This window comes from Mucilaginibacter polytrichastri (assembly GCF_001911425.1).
In the GTDB taxonomy this organism is placed as follows: Bacteria; Bacteroidota; Bacteroidia; order Sphingobacteriales; family Sphingobacteriaceae; genus Mucilaginibacter; species Mucilaginibacter polytrichastri.
This window is the reverse complement of record NZ_MPPL01000001.1, coordinates 2,925,151-2,940,057: the sequence shown is the minus strand read 5'-3', so window position 1 is coordinate 2,940,057 and position 14,907 is coordinate 2,925,151. Positions and strand designations below refer to the sequence as shown.

The 14,907-nt window shown below is 42.9% G+C and carries 17 protein-coding genes; 7 read left to right on the top strand and 10 right to left on the bottom strand.

The window, feature by feature from the left end; genetic code table 11:
* Position 1: 1 nt before the first annotated feature.
* From purE to RG47T_RS12495, 4 genes are all read right to left on the bottom strand, one after another.
* Complete coding sequence (gene purE / locus RG47T_RS12510; protein ID WP_074489784.1) at positions 2-517, bottom strand: 5-(carboxyamino)imidazole ribonucleotide mutase; 516 nt, start codon at positions 515-517, stop codon at positions 2-4.
* A 4-nt stretch (positions 518-521) separates the two neighbouring features.
* The gene (locus RG47T_RS12505) at positions 522-1,064 is read right to left on the bottom strand and encodes an STM3941 family protein (protein WP_074489783.1); all 543 of its coding nucleotides are present in this window, start codon (positions 1,062-1,064) and stop codon (positions 522-524) included.
* Between the two features lie 30 nt (positions 1,065-1,094).
* Positions 1,095-2,234, bottom strand: coding sequence for a 5-(carboxyamino)imidazole ribonucleotide synthase (locus tag RG47T_RS12500; protein ID WP_074489782.1), 1,140 nt, complete (start codon positions 2,232-2,234; stop codon positions 1,095-1,097).
* Positions 2,235-2,320: 86 nt separating this feature from the next.
* The gene (locus tag RG47T_RS12495) at positions 2,321-2,725 is read right to left on the bottom strand and encodes a hypothetical protein (protein ID WP_074489781.1); all 405 of its coding nucleotides are present in this window, start codon (positions 2,723-2,725) and stop codon (positions 2,321-2,323) included.
* A gap of 123 nt (positions 2,726-2,848) precedes the next feature.
* Between RG47T_RS12495 and RG47T_RS12490 the strand changes: the two genes are divergently transcribed.
* Positions 2,849-4,309 (top strand): NADP-dependent isocitrate dehydrogenase, encoded by a 1,461-nt coding sequence (locus tag RG47T_RS12490; protein ID WP_074489780.1) that lies wholly within the window; start codon positions 2,849-2,851, stop codon positions 4,307-4,309.
* Positions 4,310-4,497: 188 nt separating this feature from the next.
* On the opposite strand, the gene RG47T_RS12485 is transcribed toward RG47T_RS12490, so the two are convergent.
* From RG47T_RS12485 to RG47T_RS12475, 3 genes are all read right to left on the bottom strand, one after another.
* Positions 4,498-4,989 (bottom strand): hypothetical protein, encoded by a 492-nt coding sequence (locus RG47T_RS12485; protein ID WP_074489779.1) that lies wholly within the window; start codon positions 4,987-4,989, stop codon positions 4,498-4,500.
* Positions 4,990-5,208: 219 nt separating this feature from the next.
* Positions 5,209-5,688: an NADH-quinone oxidoreductase subunit B gene (locus tag RG47T_RS12480; RefSeq protein WP_074489778.1), complete on the bottom strand. Its 480-nt coding sequence runs from the start codon at positions 5,686-5,688 to the stop codon at positions 5,209-5,211.
* On the bottom strand, positions 5,685-6,299 hold the full coding sequence (locus RG47T_RS12475) for an NADH-quinone oxidoreductase subunit A (RefSeq protein ID WP_074489777.1): 615 nt from the start codon (positions 6,297-6,299) through the stop codon (positions 5,685-5,687). Before RG47T_RS12475 ends, RG47T_RS12480 begins: the two co-directional genes overlap by 4 nt.
* On the opposite strand from RG47T_RS12475, the gene RG47T_RS12470 reads away from it, so the two are divergent.
* Together RG47T_RS12470 and RG47T_RS12465 are read left to right on the top strand one after the other, a co-directional pair.
* Positions 6,298-7,515: a BaiN/RdsA family NAD(P)/FAD-dependent oxidoreductase gene (locus RG47T_RS12470; protein ID WP_074489776.1), complete on the top strand. Its 1,218-nt coding sequence runs from the start codon at positions 6,298-6,300 to the stop codon at positions 7,513-7,515. The genes RG47T_RS12475 and RG47T_RS12470 overlap by 2 nt on opposite strands.
* 84 nt (positions 7,516-7,599) lie before the next feature.
* Complete coding sequence (locus RG47T_RS12465; protein WP_083627395.1) at positions 7,600-8,811, top strand: glycosyltransferase family 87 protein; 1,212 nt, start codon at positions 7,600-7,602, stop codon at positions 8,809-8,811.
* Between the two features lie 2 nt (positions 8,812-8,813).
* Here RG47T_RS12465 and RG47T_RS12460 read toward each other — a convergent pair whose 3' ends face one another.
* Together RG47T_RS12460 and RG47T_RS12455 are read right to left on the bottom strand one after the other, a co-directional pair.
* Positions 8,814-9,476 carry a hypothetical protein gene (locus RG47T_RS12460; RefSeq protein WP_074489774.1) on the bottom strand — a complete coding sequence of 221 codons (663 nt, stop codon included), beginning with the start codon at positions 9,474-9,476 and terminating at the stop codon, positions 8,814-8,816.
* A 50-nt stretch (positions 9,477-9,526) separates the two neighbouring features.
* The gene (locus RG47T_RS12455) at positions 9,527-10,204 is read right to left on the bottom strand and encodes a hypothetical protein (protein WP_074489773.1); all 678 of its coding nucleotides are present in this window, start codon (positions 10,202-10,204) and stop codon (positions 9,527-9,529) included.
* Between the two features lie 48 nt (positions 10,205-10,252).
* Here RG47T_RS12455 and RG47T_RS12450 point away from each other — a divergent pair, with 48 nt between their 5' ends.
* The gene (locus RG47T_RS12450) at positions 10,253-11,266 is read left to right on the top strand and encodes a threonine aldolase family protein (RefSeq protein ID WP_074489772.1); all 1,014 of its coding nucleotides are present in this window, start codon (positions 10,253-10,255) and stop codon (positions 11,264-11,266) included.
* A gap of 78 nt (positions 11,267-11,344) precedes the next feature.
* Here RG47T_RS12450 and RG47T_RS12445 read toward each other — a convergent pair whose 3' ends face one another.
* Positions 11,345-12,361, bottom strand: coding sequence for an aldo/keto reductase (locus tag RG47T_RS12445; RefSeq protein WP_074489771.1), 1,017 nt, complete (start codon positions 12,359-12,361; stop codon positions 11,345-11,347).
* A 120-nt stretch (positions 12,362-12,481) separates the two neighbouring features.
* Here RG47T_RS12445 and RG47T_RS12440 point away from each other — a divergent pair, with 120 nt between their 5' ends.
* The 3 genes from RG47T_RS12440 to RG47T_RS26725 all read left to right on the top strand — a co-directional run.
* Positions 12,482-13,567 (top strand): DNA topoisomerase IB, encoded by a 1,086-nt coding sequence (locus tag RG47T_RS12440; RefSeq protein ID WP_074489770.1) that lies wholly within the window; start codon positions 12,482-12,484, stop codon positions 13,565-13,567.
* A 138-nt stretch (positions 13,568-13,705) separates the two neighbouring features.
* Positions 13,706-14,230 (top strand): c-type cytochrome, encoded by a 525-nt coding sequence (locus RG47T_RS12435; RefSeq protein WP_074489769.1) that lies wholly within the window; start codon positions 13,706-13,708, stop codon positions 14,228-14,230.
* Positions 14,231-14,494: 264 nt separating this feature from the next.
* On the top strand, positions 14,495-14,907 hold a 413-nt coding region (locus RG47T_RS26725), incomplete at its 3' end, for a biotin carboxylase N-terminal domain-containing protein (protein WP_290439119.1).

Below are 14,907 nucleotides of genomic sequence, written 5' to 3'. Positions count from 1 at the left end.
ATTAAGCGTCATATTCGCTTGGGTATCCCTCATCTTTCATGCCCCTGGCCGATTCTTCTACTTTACTGGCAAGGTCTGCTTTGTATTTAATGAGGTTTTGAGTGATGTATTCGTCAGCGGTAGAAAGGATTTGAGCCGCCAATATGCCCGCATTTTTAGCCGCGTTTAAAGCTACCGTAGCCACAGGGATACCATTAGGCATTTGCAGAATTGATAATACAGAATCCCAACCATCGATAGAATTGCTGGATTTTACAGGTACGCCGATAACCGGTAAGTGGGTTAACGAAGCCACCATGCCCGGTAAATGCGCTGCGCCGCCGGCACCGGCAATAATTACCTTCAGGCCACGATCTGCCGCAGATTTGGCGTAGCTAAACATACGGTCTGGTGTGCGGTGGGCTGATACTACGGTAATTTCGTAATCAACACCCAGCTCTTTTAATACATCAGCAGCATCCTGCATAATATGAAGGTCGGACTTGCTGCCCATGATGATTCCGATTTTAGCGCTCATTGGTTTATATCTGTTTTTGATCTGGTGATCGGTGTAAAGTTTTATTTATTAATAGCCCCCTGTCAGAAGGTTTGGCACTGGCCAAATTTACAATTAAGCCGGTTAATTTTTCATGGTCGATATTGCTTACGGGGCCAAGGTCGATGTTTATTTCTTCGTAGCCCATCGCTTTGGATAGCTTCCTTAGTTTTTCATTGCCTTCAATTAAATGTTTAAACTCATCTTTAATAATGAGGCAAACAAACGCTTGTTTGTACGATGTGTTCCAATAAGCATGATCTATAATGTCCCAGTTGATGAAATCTTTATAGGCCGACCGGTCAAAAATACCGGTTTCGTTAATAATGATCTGCGGCCGCTTGTCGAACAAATTAAAAATGCCAAAAGGTATGCCTAATCCAAAGAAACAAATACAGCACCACGATACCCAATCTGACTCGAAATTATGGTAAGACAAGTCCAATACCCCTAAAACTACAAACGGCAGGCAAAGTAACAGCAACCTTATTGCTTTCCATGGCGATTTATATAACTTTATTTCATTCAATTATAAGGTATCTTGATTCCTGATTCTTTTCTAAGAAACTACCTTCAATATCTGCTGCACGTAGCGTGCCCGTTCAATCGCCTTATCGCGGTCGGCATCTACAATAGTAATATGCCCCATTTTACGGAAAGGTTTAGTTAAGGCCTTACCATATAGGTGAATGTATACGCCAGGGCACTTCAGTGCTTTTTCAATTCCCTGGTATATTGCCGGGCCTTCGTGGCCGGGTTCGCCCAGCAGGTTAATCATAATGGCATTGTTCAGGCAATCAGTTTCTCCCAATGGCTGGTTAAATATGGCGCGTAAATGCTGCTCAAACTGCGATACAATGTTGCCCTCAATGGTTTGGTGGCCGCTGTTGTGCGGGCGCGGGGCAAGTTCGTTAACCAGTATGCGGCCATGCTTATCTAAAAACATTTCGACCGCTAACAGGCCCACTATTTTAAGTTGGCTTGCAATGTTCTTTGCTATTTGCTCGGCCTGCTCATGCACCTCGAAAGGTAGGGTAGATGGGGCTATTAAAAACTCAACCAGGTTGGCTTCGGGATTAAACTCCATCTCCACCATCGGGAAGGTTTTAATGTCGCCTTTTTCGTTGCGGGCAACTATTACGGCAATTTCCTTTTCAAAATCAATCCAGCGCTCAATAAGGCTGGGTTCGGTAAATGCTTTGGCTAATGATTGCTCATCAACCACTTTATAAACCCCTTTGCCGTCATAACCGTCGCGTCTTAATTTTTGAATATAAGGGAAAGGGATATGCGTTTTATTAAAATCCTCCGGCGATGAAATGATCTGAAATTCGGCTGTTGGGATACTGTTTTCTTGAAAGAACTGTTTTTGCAGGCCTTTATCCTGTATCAGCCTGATCACACGCGGTTGCGGGTAAACCTGCACGCCTTCACGTTCCAGTTGCTCCAGTGCGTCCACATTTACTTTCTCAATTTCAATGGTTAATAGATCAACTTTTTTACCAAAATTATACACGGTTTCATAATCGCTCAGTGAGCCAACTACAAATTCGTCGCACAGTTTACGGCATGGCGCTTCCCGGTCAGGGTCAAGTACTTTAACCGTAACATTATAGTTTAAAGCTTGTTGTATCAGCATGCGGCCTAACTGCCCGCCGCCTAATATACCTAATTTGAGGTCTCCGTAAAATGCTTTCATTTGCTAGTGCAAGTTTACCGCAAATCTTTTAAAAAGCCTAAGTGAATATAATATCCATTATTCGCAGTATTCGTTACTCGAATGAATTATCCCATTTTCATTGTCGGATAAGCCTTAACCATCCTGTAATATAAAATAACCTGCACCACAAAAAACGAAATACCGCAGGAAGCATAAAATACTTTATTGGATTCGCTCATTTGGTGGATAAAAACATAAGCCATAAATGCAACGGTACCGCCAAAAAATACCAGCAGGCGTAAAAACAGGTTCACATAAATGCTTTTGTGCATTAAAAGCATGGTAGCAAAAGCCATCATGGTAAGGATGGTGTTGAGCAGTAGCGAACCGGACACAATTGAGGGCATAGCCTGCACGTAATTGCCCGTTTTAAATGTAACAATATAATAGATAGACCCCAGTATTAAAGATAGGGCAAAAGAGAAGGCAAGGGCCTTAAATAGTAGTTGAAGCAGGTATTTAGCAGTCATAAGGTGTGCAAGGTATAAATAATTGAATAGATGTCATAAAAACAGCTATAACTAGTGCTTTGGCCTCAAAATTGTGTGTTTAGCCGTATATTTGCAGCGTTTTTTACATGCAGGAGATTATCTATGAAAACTAAAATAGCAGTAGCAAAGGGCGACGGTATAGGTCCCGAAATAATGGATGCCGTAATTAAAGTATTTGAAGCAGCTGATGTGCAACTGGAATATGATTTTGTTGAAATGGGTAAATCTTATTTCGACGCAGGGCACTCAACCGGGATGACAGCTAAGGCTAAAGAAACTATCGAAGATCTGGGTATCCTTTTTAAAGGCCCCATGGAAACCCCTAAGGGTAAAGGTGTAAAAAGTATTAATGTTACCGCACGTAAAGTGTGGAATACCTATGCCAACCAACGCGATTTCCGTACGTTAAATGGTGTGGAAACTGTTTTTTCTAAAGCTGGTATCCCGATTAATCTTACCATAGTTCGCGAAAATATTGAAGATACTTATGGAGGTATTGAGCACATGATGACCAATGATGTTGCCGTGGGCCGCCGTATTATTACCCGTGCAGGCTCGGCGCAGGTAATCCGTTATGCTTTTGAAATGGCGCGCCGTAAGGGTTACAAAAAAGTAGCCTGCGGACACAAAGCCAACATTATGAAATTAACGGATGGTTTGTTTTTAGAAACCTTCCAGGAAATAGCTAAAGAATATCCGGACCTGGAGGCCAGCGATATCATCGTGGATGATTTGTGTATGAAACTGGTTGGCCGCCCGCAATTGTTTGAGGTAATTGTGTTGCCTAACTTACAAGGCGATATCGTGTCTGACCTTTGCGCCGGCTTAGTTGGCGGCTTGGGTTTTGCACCATCTGCAAACATTGGCGATAACATTTCTATTTTTGAAGCCGTACACGGTACCGCACCAGATATTGCAGGTCGTAACATAGCCAACCCAACTGCTTTGTTATTATCAGGTATTTCTATGCTGCGTTATATGGGCTTTACTGCCAATGCTGCAAGTATCGAAAACGCTTTATTATACACACTGGAACAAGGTATCCACACTGGAGATTTTGGTGACCGTGCAACCCCGGCATCAAATACCACAGAATTTGCCGAAGCCATTATTGCTAACTTAGGTAAAGAGCCTGCCAACGGCGGGGCATTTGCCCAGGCTAATTTCGAGTCTAAAACCGAAGCGCGTTTTCGCCCTACAACAAACAAGATGACCGTATCTGATCCTGATATTAAGGAAGAGATTTTAGGTATCGATTTGTTTGTAGAGTATACCGGTCAGCCTGCAGAATTAGCTACTTTGGCTAAAACTAAGATGAGTGATGCATTTAAAATGGTAATGATCTCTAACCGCGGTACACAGGTTTGGCCTACCGGATCTATTTTTACAGAACTGGTTAACCAATACCGTATCCGCTTTGAAAGCGCAACCGATGGTACTTTTACCCAGCGCGAAGTATTAGGCTTAGCTGCCGAAGTATCAGACGTGGTTAAAGTATGCTCAACTGAAATGCTGATGAAATTTGGAGATAAGCTTGGCTACTCTTTGGCGCAAGGACAGTAGTTGTTAGAGCCAAGAAATAAGAGACAAGAAACAAGATAAGAGAAGGGGCAGGTACCGAGAGGTAGCTGCTCTTTTTGTTTTTGTCAATTGCGAGGAGTACGACGTGGAAATCTCGTAGCAATTGCTTATTCGCCCTGTATAGTTAAGAGATTGCCACGCTATCGCTATTCATGACAACAAAAGAGAATTTATTTCTTTTCAACTTCAACTTTTACTTTTCGGGCATTCTTATAATACTCACTAGCCATTAAAGCGGTTGGCAAGCCAATACACAACACCAATGTTGCCATGCCTATACCTGCGCCATACAAGGTCATCCCGTGGGTTCCTTTAGGCGTATGGCTAAGCGGAATCACAATAAAGCTCATGATAAGCCAGGTGAAGAGGCCGTATAGCGTGCCAATCACAAATTTATTTCTAAACAGCCTGGTAAATAGGGGGAAGCTGATAAACCAGGTAGTGGTAAAAACGTAACTGATCATATAATGGAATATAATGCCATAGGCAACCATTTTGCCCGATAAGGTAAACGCTGCTTTACCAAAAACTCCACTGGCAATAAAGCAGAATACCTGGCTTACGGGTACTTTACTATTCAATAACAGCGTGGCTGTAGCATCGAGTGTGCCGGTTATAAAAACGGTTAGTATTAAGGCGAGGTAAAGATTATTAATGCGCACGGTGATTCGAGATAGATTGTGGTGCTAAAATAAGAAAAATGTACGTTGCCATTCACAGCGATAGCGAAGAATCTTCGCTTTGTATAGCTGTTATGGATATTAAATAGGATTCTTCATTATATTAAGAATAATAAAGGGGCTAAAACGACAAAAGGTGAAGTCCTTATTCCCTTGTCTTTCCTCCTTCATCTTTTCTCCCCCTTCAGGGGGCAGGGAGGCTCACATGCTCAGCACATGCTCTCCCTCAATCTTCTTTTGAAGCTCGAGTACAGCACCAATCAGAGCTTCGGGGCGGGGAGGGCAGCCTTGTACGTATACATCAACAGGGATTACCCGGTCAACACCTTTAACTACATGATAGCCGTGCTGCCAGTAGGGGCCGCCACAGTTGGAGCAAGAGCCCATTGAGATTACATATTTTGGCTCGGGCATTTGTTCGTAAAGGCGTTTAATGCGTTCTGCCATTTTAAAAGTTACGGTACCGGCAATAATAATTACATCTGCCTGGCGTGCAGATGGGCGGGGGAATACGCCAAATCTTTCAAAATCGTATGTAGAAGCATAAGAGCCCATCATTTCTATCGCGCAACAGGCAATGCCAAAACTAAGCGGCCACAGGGATGATAAACGTGCCCAGTTAAGCAGGTCATTTACTTTGGTAATCACTACACCACCATTTTCGTTCATATCCTGGGTCATTCGCTTGCTTTTTTAAATGCTGGTTTAAACATGGGTCTTTTACTGGCGGTTACGGTATCTGTTGCGGGTTCTGATGGAGTAGCACTTGTCAGCGCAGCCCTTTCTGTTTGGATAGAAAATGGTTTTACTTTAAATGCGCTTTGCTCCAAATTCAATTTTTCGTAAACTGAAGATGGAATTTTTACATCAACAGCTGGTATCACAGGGCTGGCTTTAATCCATTCCAGGTCGCCTTTTACCCAAACGTAAACTAAACCTAATATCAGGATGCCTACAAATACAAACATTTCGATTAGGCTTAAGGCCGTCCATCGCGAATCGACGGCGGCTATTTCCTTGCTGCTAAAAACAGTAGCCCAAGGAAAAATGAACATCATTTCTACATCAAACAGCAAAAATATAAGTGCAATAACGTAAAAACGCGAGTTAAATGGTAACCACGCGCTGCCGGTAGGTTCTTCGCCGCACTCGTACGATGTTAATTTTTCGGGATTAGGATTATTGGGTGCTACCAGCTTGTTGGCAAAAAAAGCAGCCCCGGTCATCACAATACCGATAATTAAGAAGATAAGTATCTTTCCAAATTCAGATATTTGCGCAACTTCGCCCATGGTTGCAAAAATAACAAAACAAACCCAGTTTGATGCTATAATAATAGGAGCAGGTGCATGCGGATTAATGTGCGCCGTGCAAGCCGGTTATTTAGGCAAACGCACCCTCATTATTGAGCATAATGATAAACCCGGTGCCAAAATCCTCATTAGTGGGGGCGGGCGCTGCAACTATACCAACATGTATGCTTCGGCAGCGCAGTTTATTTCGCAGAATGAGCATTTTGCGAAGTCGGCCTTTGCGCAATGGACGGTAGAAGATACGATCACCTTTTTTGAAACCTATGGTATTGAAGGCGCTGAGAAAACCCTTGGTCAGCTCTTCCCGGCTAATGGTAAAGCTAAAGATGTGGTGCAAATGTTCACCGATCTGTGCGATCAGCTAGAGCAGGGACTTTGGCTTGATACCCGTGTAACTGATGTTGCCAAAAATGAAGATGAAAGCTTTACACTCAGTTACGAGCGTTACGGAAAAGTCTCAACCATCAATACGGATAAGGTAGTAATAGCTACCGGCGGGTTGCCCATCAGCAAGTTGGGTGCCACCGATTTTGGCTTACGTATTGCCCGTAAGTTTGGGTTAAAGATTGTAGAGACTGTGCCAGCATTAGTACCGCTTACTATTACAGGTAAGCAACAAAGCTGGTACGAACAATTATCTGGTAGCAGCATTTTTTGCAGGGTATGGAATGAGGAGATCAGCTTTGATGAAAATATCCTGTTTACCCATTGGGGATTGAGCGGCCCGGCTATATTGCAAATTTCTTCCTACTGGAAACCGGGAGAAAGCATTTACATTGATCTGCTGCCTAATCAGTCAATACTCGATATCATTAATAACGAGCAACGCACCAATAGTAAACAGCTATTGCAAACGCTGTTATCAGGCTTATTTACCCGCAAGTTTGCCGAGGCATTAGGGCTATATCTGCCCATTACTAAAAATCTGGCTACGCTAAGTAAATCAGATCTCGAAACGATAGATAACCTGATTCATAATTTTAAGGTTACCCCCGCAGGTACTAAAGGCTATGATAAGGCCGAAGTAATGCGGGGTGGTATATCAACCGATGAACTATCGTCCAAAACCCTGGAAGCTAAAAAAGTGCCCGGCTTGTTTTTCGGCGGCGAATGTGTAGATGTTACCGGCTGGCTGGGTGGTTATAACTTTCAATGGGCTTGGGCAAGCGGCTTCGTAATTGCTCAACATATATAATTGCAACGTAAAAGTAACATAAAAGTTACTTTTACGTTGTGGACTTAAAAAAGGAAATATATCTTTGTCACAGCTCTGTTACAAGTGACTAAAAAATTCCCCTTTTTAACCAACTATAGATTGGTGTGCCTGCTTTGGATCGCAGTAGCTGCGTTCTGCTGGCAATACAAATATTTCCATAACAGGTATAATAATTACCTTATCTTTAAATACGTATACTACCATACGGTAGCAGAAACCAACCTTTATAGTTACTACCCCCAATACGTTGACTCTAACCATTATGGCCCTTTGTTTAGCGTAATAGTTGCGCCAATGGCCCTAATGCCCGATGCCTGGGGCTTTTTCTTTTGGTCGGTTTTAAATGCGGTGGTGCTGATATGTGCCATCCATTTGTTGCCACTTAGCGAGAAGAAAAAGATGCTCTTATTGCTGCTCTGTGCCATAGAGTTTGCCAATGCCGAGCATTATATCCAGTTTAACCCCATAGTTACAGCTTTTATATTTTTCAGTTTTGTACTGGTAGAAAAAAAGCGCGACGAATGGGCTACGCTTTTTATTGTATTGGGTACGCTTATTAAGCTATACCCTGTTGTAGGCTTTGTGTTCTTCCTGTTTTCAAAGGATAAAAAGAAATTCATCTGGTCAACCGTGATGTGGTTTGCTGTTTTTCTTGCTTTGCCAATGGCTATATCCAGTCCTCATTTTATCATACAATCTTATGCCGACTGGTTTCATTCACTACAGGAAAAAAATGGTTTTAATGTAGGCTTAACCTCCTCGCAGGATATTTGCCTCATGGGTACTATCCGCCATTTAACCCGCGATGCTACAATCCCTAATATGCCTTTCCTATTAGCGGGGGCTGCTATTTTTGGGGCGGCATTACTTCGGTTTAAACAATATCCGTCGCAAATATTCAGGATGCAGATCCTGGCATCTGCGCTTATTATGGTAGTAATATTTAGTACAGGATCAGAACATCCCACTTATATTATTGCAGTACCCGGCGCCTTTTTATGGATGCTGATACAGGAGAAGCCATTTACCCGTACCAACATTGTTTTACTGGTATTGTTGCTCGTAATAACCGGCTTAGGCCCAACAGATGCCATGCCTGCATTAATTAGAAGGGGCTACATTAATAAGTATGTAATGAAGGCATGGCCTTGCATTATTGTTTGGTTCATCATTTCTTACCAGTTGCTGTTTAACGATTTTACAACGGCAAATAATGTAAATAGTAACGAGCGGACATTACAACCGGCACAAGAGGAAAATTTAGAGCCTGCCTGATTTTATTGATGCGATGCCTGGACTTGCTTAAAATAAGCGATTAGCTTATCGATATTGCCAAGATTATACATATGGCTTTTTATACGGTCGACAACATCGGGTTCATCACCCATAATTTCGGCCATAATATCTTCAAAGTTTAGCGGGCTAAGTTCGCGCAATTCGGCTGTATTGTTGCCATAATAATAGGTAATTACGTGTTTGGCACCACCGCCGCCAAATGATATGCCCAAGCCGCCGCCTACATAGCTGCCGCCTGTACCTGCACCAAGGCCTAGCCCCGGTGATATTTGTACAGGGCTTCCACCTTTAATAGTGCCACGGTATACGTACAATTTAAGTTCTTCATTAAGTACCACGCGTACAAAATCAAACTCGTTGGGCCAAACCTCGCCCATAGCAGGGTGGGTAACCACAAAACTGTCTTTACCGGCAACAAAATATTTAAGCTCGCCTGCGCTCAGCTTCATTTCGTTAGCATCTTTGTTTTGTTTGTAAACAATAAATGCCTGGCCCTTAACCGGTGCCTTGCCACCTGGATAAGGCTGAATGAGGCCATCCATCCGGTTGTCTTTACTGTCGATAAAATATCCGGGTTGCCATTTTTGGGCAAAAGATAAAAGGCTTGTTGCTGCTAAAAAAGCAGTTAGAATGATACGGCGCATAAAATATAAAACTGATTAACGTAGTAAAGACGATTTAAATATAAGCAGGTTTAATATTCGCTGTATTTTTTATCATTTGGATTGTAGGGAATCTCGCCGGTGTGGTAATAAGTGAGCAGATCATCCATTAAAAAAATATCAAAGCTTTTGTCTTTTATCTTGGCAACCACTTCTGGTTTGTCGGCCAGGATGCTGCTCATGATCTCTATAAAGTTTTTACGGGTTATCAGTTGCAGTGTATCTGGGTTTGATCCGTAAAAATAGGCCGCACTAAAACCTTTTGTAAGGTTTGATTTCGCTTTTGGTGAAGCAACTGCGGCATTAATTACACCGCCAACCGCGCCAAAATAAGTACCCCAGTTAACTACTTCTGCCGTCCAGTAATATAGTTTGGTTGGGCTGTTAACTAACACTTTTAATACCGGGGCATAATACAGCGCTTTATGGTGCGATATGGTAAAGCTATCTGTACCCATGGTAAAGGATGAAACTCTAAACGTGGGGATCTTTATTTTATCGCTGTTTTTCTCGGTTTTATAATATATATAATCGCCCGAATCCTTAGACATCTTTTCGGGGCGCTGCCAGGCTATTAAACCAGTAGTTTTATTCCCAAGCGTATCGTAATAGCTGCCTTTCGTCCAGTTTCTTCCAAAAACCTGAGCTTTAGTAGTAGATGTAACGCTGAAAATACAAAAGAGAATAAAAATAGATACAACAGAACGCATAAGATTTAGATATTTGAAAAAGCGAAAATAATAGAATTAAACAAAACTATGATAACTGTTGATCTGCGCAGCGATACTGTAACCAAGCCAACCCCGGGTATGCTCGAAGCCATGTGGAGTGCCAAAGTAGGGGATGATGTTTTTGGTGAAGATGAAAGCATAAACGAGCTGGAAGCCAAAGCCGCTACTATGTTCGGCATGGAAGCCGGGATGTTTTGTCCATCTGGTACCATGACCAACCAGATTGCCATTAAATGCTTTACCCAACCGCTCGACGAATTAATTGCCGACCAAACCGCCCACGTTTACCGTTACGAGGGTGGGGGTATCGCCTTTAACTCGGGCGTATCAACCCGGTTGCTGAATGGTTACCGTGGTATTATTACTGCCGAAATGATTGAGCCCGAGATTAACGCCGAAAATATACATTACCCCCATACCAGTTTGGTAGTGCTTGAAAACACGGTGAATAAAGGCGGAGGTAGTTGCTATACCTTGGATCAAATTGCACCCATCGCACATTTGTGTAAAGCCAATAACTTAAAACTGCACCTGGATGGTGCGCGTATTTTTAACGCGCTTGCCCATACTGGCGATAAATCGGTTGATTATGGTAAATACTTTAACGGTGTATCGGTCTGTTTATCGAAAGGACTGGGTGCGCCTGTGGGTTCGGTTTTACTGGCCGATACAGCAACCATTAAATATGCCCGCCGTATCCGTAAGGTATTGGGTGGCGGTATGCGCCAGGCAGGCTTTTTGGCTGCTGCAGCAATTTACGCCTTAGATCATCATGTAGAGCGTTTAAAGATAGATCACGCCCATGCCCAAATCTTGGCCGACGAATTAACCAAATTAGATTGGGTAACCGGCGTTTTACCTGCCGAAACCAATATCGTATTATTTGATACCGTACAACCGGCAGACCAGGTACTGGCCAAGTTATTAGAAAAAGGCATTAAAGCCAGTGGTACAGATAAACACCGCATCCGTTTTGTGACCCATTTGGATGTACACCCCGAACAGGTGGAGTATACGGTGCAGGTATTAAAGAGTCTTTAGTTCATAGATAATGGTTCATAGATCATAGCCGTATGAATGTTTCTTACCATGATCTATGAACCATCAACTACAATCTCTTTAAATCCGATCCCCGGCCTGTCTCTCTACCATCCAGCCCGGATATTCTTTAGCTAATGCGCTTACTTCGTCAATTTTTTTCAGATCGAAATCAGAAAGCTCGATATCTGTAGATTTAATATTGTCCAGTAACTGATCCACACGCTTAGCACCTATAATAGTACTGGTAACGCCTTTTTGTAAACGAACCCAGGCTAAGGCGATCTGTGCAGCAGATACATTGTATTGGTGGCCAATTTCGGTGATCACGTCAATCACATCATATGCTTTGTCTTTATTCAGCGGTGGGAAATCGAAACTATCCCTGCGCGAACCATCTGCTGTTTGGTTATTACGGGTGTACTTGCCCGATAAAAAGCCACCTGCCAATGGGCTCCATGGCATTACACCCAGGTTCTGGTCGGCTGCAACGGGGAGGATTTCTCTTTCAATATCGCGGCTGGCTACCGAATAGTAGTACTGCATGCCGATAAATTTGTTCCAGCCTTGTTTGTCGGCAATGCCTTGGGCTTTCATCACCATCCACGACGGCCAGTTACACACGGCTATGTAGCGCACCTTACCGGTCAATACAATATCATTCAAAGCGCGCATGGTTTCTTCTACAGGTGTTTTAGGGTCTACACCGTGTACGTATAAAATATCGATATGGTCCAGTTGTAAACGTTTCAGACTCTCATCAACCGATTGGAAAATATGGTAGCGCGACAGGCCCACGTTGTTAACCGCTTCGCCCATTTTGCCGCGTACTTTGGTAGCAATCACCAATTCGTTACGGTTGAGGCCAAGGTCGATAATAGACTGCCCCAGCATTTTTTCAGATTCGCCAAAAGAATAAACATTGGCGGTGTCGATAAAATTTATACCGTTTTCTACCACGGTTTTCATTAGTTCATTTACATCCTTTTGTGGCACTTTGCCAATGGCTTCCCAATAGCCTTTGCCGCCAAAGGTCATGGTACCGAAACAAAGCTCGGATACCAAAAGACCGGTATGGCCCAGATAATTATATTTCATGTTTTTTGCTGGTTTTTGTATTCAAACTTAACTTATCTAGCTTAAGTATTGTTTAATCAGATGGTCAGTTTGGGGTAAAACTTATGTTACCCAACCTTGTTGTAATTCAATATTTCTCTTATGAACCGTCTAATCAAAAAACTGGAAAAAATAGGCCGCGATCCTAAGATCACGGCTAAGGCTATTGGCTTACGCTACGTATCTGACAGTTCGCCGGGGTATACCCGCAAAAAAGCGGGCAATGGCTTTAGTTTTTATGATGCCGACGGTAAATTGGTTAAAGATAAAGAACTGGTACAGCGCTTTACTAAAATGGTGATTCCGCCTGCTTATACCAACGTGTGGATATCGCCTTTTGAGAACAGCCACCTGCAGTTTACCGGTGTAGATGCCGCTGGCCGAAAACAATACCGCTATCATGCTGGCTGGAACCAGATCCGCAATCAATCCAAATATCATCGCTTGCAGGCTTTTGCTGCACACCTGCCAACTATCCGCGAGCATGTAGATAAAGACCTGGCACGCCGTAATCTCGATCATGATAAAGTTGTGGCTCTTATCGTACGGTTAATGGAACTAACCAGTATCCGGGTGGGTAATGAATCGTACAAAAAACTTTATGGTTCATTTGGTCTAACCACGTTACAAGACCGGCATGTGAAAATCGAGGGCTCAGCAATGAAGTTTGAATTCAAGGGCAAGAAAGGTGTTTTTCATAAAATAGATCTCAAGAGTAAAAAGCTGGCCCGCTTGGTTAAGCAATGTCGCGATATACCGGGTAAAGAACTTTTTCAATATTATAATGAAGACGGTAGTCGTTGCTCGGTAGGATCGGGAGATGTAAATACTTATCTCAAGAATATTACGGGTGAAGATTTTACCGCTAAAGATTTCCGTACCTGGGCGGGTAGCGTAAGCAGTTTGTACGCATTTAAAGAAGCCGGTGAATTTAATAACCAGTCGGATTGCCGTAAAAAGATTATCAGCGTGCTGGATGAAGTGGCGCTTAACCTGGGGAATACCCGTACGGTTTGTAAAAAGTACTATGTACACCCAACCATTATAAAAAGTTACGAAGCGGGCACATTATATAAATACATTAGTAATTTGGAAGAGGAGCATGACAACAGGGCGTCAGAATTAAATAATGCCGAGAAAGCTTTACTGCATATTTTAGAACACGAAAAACTAGCTGATGCAAGTTGATGTTTTAAGACGGTTTATAACAATATGCTAAGGGCTTACCAACGAAAAAGTAGCTTTTGTAATGAAAATATTATATTGTCATATTAATGTAATGCAATAATCATTTATTAACTTAGGTGTTTCAACTGATAAACGTTTATGATCCTGATTAACAAGAAACTCATTGTAACTCTTGGGCTATCGTCTGTTGTGGTATTTTCTGCCATGACTGCTATACAACCCGGCCCGCCCCAACCGGAAATGAAAGCGCAAAATTTAAAAGTGCTTCCAAAAAATTTAACCCACAAACAGTTAGATCATATCATGGACGATTGGTCGCACTCGTTGGGTGTACGTTGTAACTTTTGCCACGCTCGCAACGATGAAACCAAAAAAATGGATTGGGCAAGCGATGCCAAACCAGAAAAAGAGATGGCCCGCGAGATGTTTAAAATGACGGCATCTATCAACAAAAAATATTTTAAAGCAGGTAAAGATTCGTTAAATATGGTATTGTATACCGGTGTTAACTGTTATAGCTGCCACCAAGGTAAAGAGCACCCCGAAGTAGTGGATGCACCAGCACCTAAACGTATGGGCCCTCCGCCAGGAGGTATGCCAGCACCAGGCACACCTCCCCAAGGAACTCCTCCGGCTGGCACGCCGCCAAACAACGGACGATAAATATTTGAGAGCCTGTGTATTTTTACACGGGCTCTTTTGTTTTGTGTGATTTGAGCGTAACAGGGACGGCCCAATACCCACCCGTCATGCTGAATTTATTTCAGCATCCCACACGCTAATTATGCATTTTGAATTGCATGTGGTTAACCTATCCTGTGAGATGCTGAAATAAATTCAGCATGATGGGCAAAGAATTATTCAAGTCTTGATTCTCGATTCTCTTCTATTGTCTGTTTCCTCTAAAAAGTTAACTTTGAAACCATCATGCAAAAGATTCTGGTAGCCAACCGTGGCGAAATTGCCATCAGGGTAATGCGCTCTGCGCGCGAAATGGGGATAAAGACCGTAGCTGTTTATTCGGCTGCAGATCGTACTGCTTTGCATGTACGTTATGCAGATGAAGCAGTTTTTATTGGCGAAGCCCCGGCTAATCAATCTTACCTGGTTGGCGAAAAAATTATTGAAGCATGCCGCTTAACAGGCGCCACGGCTATCCACCCCGGTTATGGTTTCCTGTCAGAAAATTCTGCTTTTGCGGCTAAGGTGCGCGAGGCAGGTTTAACCTTAATCGGCCCATCGCCAGAGGCTATGGAAATTATGGGTAATAAGCTATCGGCAAAGGCTGCGGCTTTAAAATATAATATCCCGATGGTGCCAGGTACCGAAGAAGCAATTAC

Coding starts and splice junctions, on each gene's coding strand:
- purE (WP_074489784.1), bottom strand. CDS start 517: ATGAGCGCTAAAATCGGAATCATCATGGGCAGCAAGTCCGACCTTCAT.
- RG47T_RS12500 (WP_074489782.1), bottom strand. CDS start 2,234: ATGAAAGCATTTTACGGAGACCTCAAATTAGGTATATTAGGCGGCGGG.
- RG47T_RS12495 (WP_074489781.1), bottom strand. CDS start 2,725: ATGACTGCTAAATACCTGCTTCAACTACTATTTAAGGCCCTTGCCTTC.
- RG47T_RS12490 (WP_074489780.1), top strand. CDS start 2,849: ATGAAAACTAAAATAGCAGTAGCAAAGGGCGACGGTATAGGTCCCGAA.
- RG47T_RS12480 (WP_074489778.1), bottom strand. CDS start 5,688: ATGACCCAGGATATGAACGAAAATGGTGGTGTAGTGATTACCAAAGTA.
- RG47T_RS12470 (WP_074489776.1), top strand. CDS start 6,298: ATGGTTGCAAAAATAACAAAACAAACCCAGTTTGATGCTATAATAATA.
- RG47T_RS12475 (WP_074489777.1), bottom strand. CDS start 6,299: ATGGGCGAAGTTGCGCAAATATCTGAATTTGGAAAGATACTTATCTTC.
- RG47T_RS12460 (WP_074489774.1), bottom strand. CDS start 9,476: ATGCGCCGTATCATTCTAACTGCTTTTTTAGCAGCAACAAGCCTTTTA.
- RG47T_RS12455 (WP_074489773.1), bottom strand. CDS start 10,204: ATGCGTTCTGTTGTATCTATTTTTATTCTCTTTTGTATTTTCAGCGTT.
- RG47T_RS12450 (WP_074489772.1), top strand. CDS start 10,253: ATGATAACTGTTGATCTGCGCAGCGATACTGTAACCAAGCCAACCCCG.
- RG47T_RS12445 (WP_074489771.1), bottom strand. CDS start 12,361: ATGAAATATAATTATCTGGGCCATACCGGTCTTTTGGTATCCGAGCTT.
- RG47T_RS12440 (WP_074489770.1), top strand. CDS start 12,482: ATGAACCGTCTAATCAAAAAACTGGAAAAAATAGGCCGCGATCCTAAG.
- RG47T_RS12435 (WP_074489769.1), top strand. CDS start 13,706: ATGATCCTGATTAACAAGAAACTCATTGTAACTCTTGGGCTATCGTCT.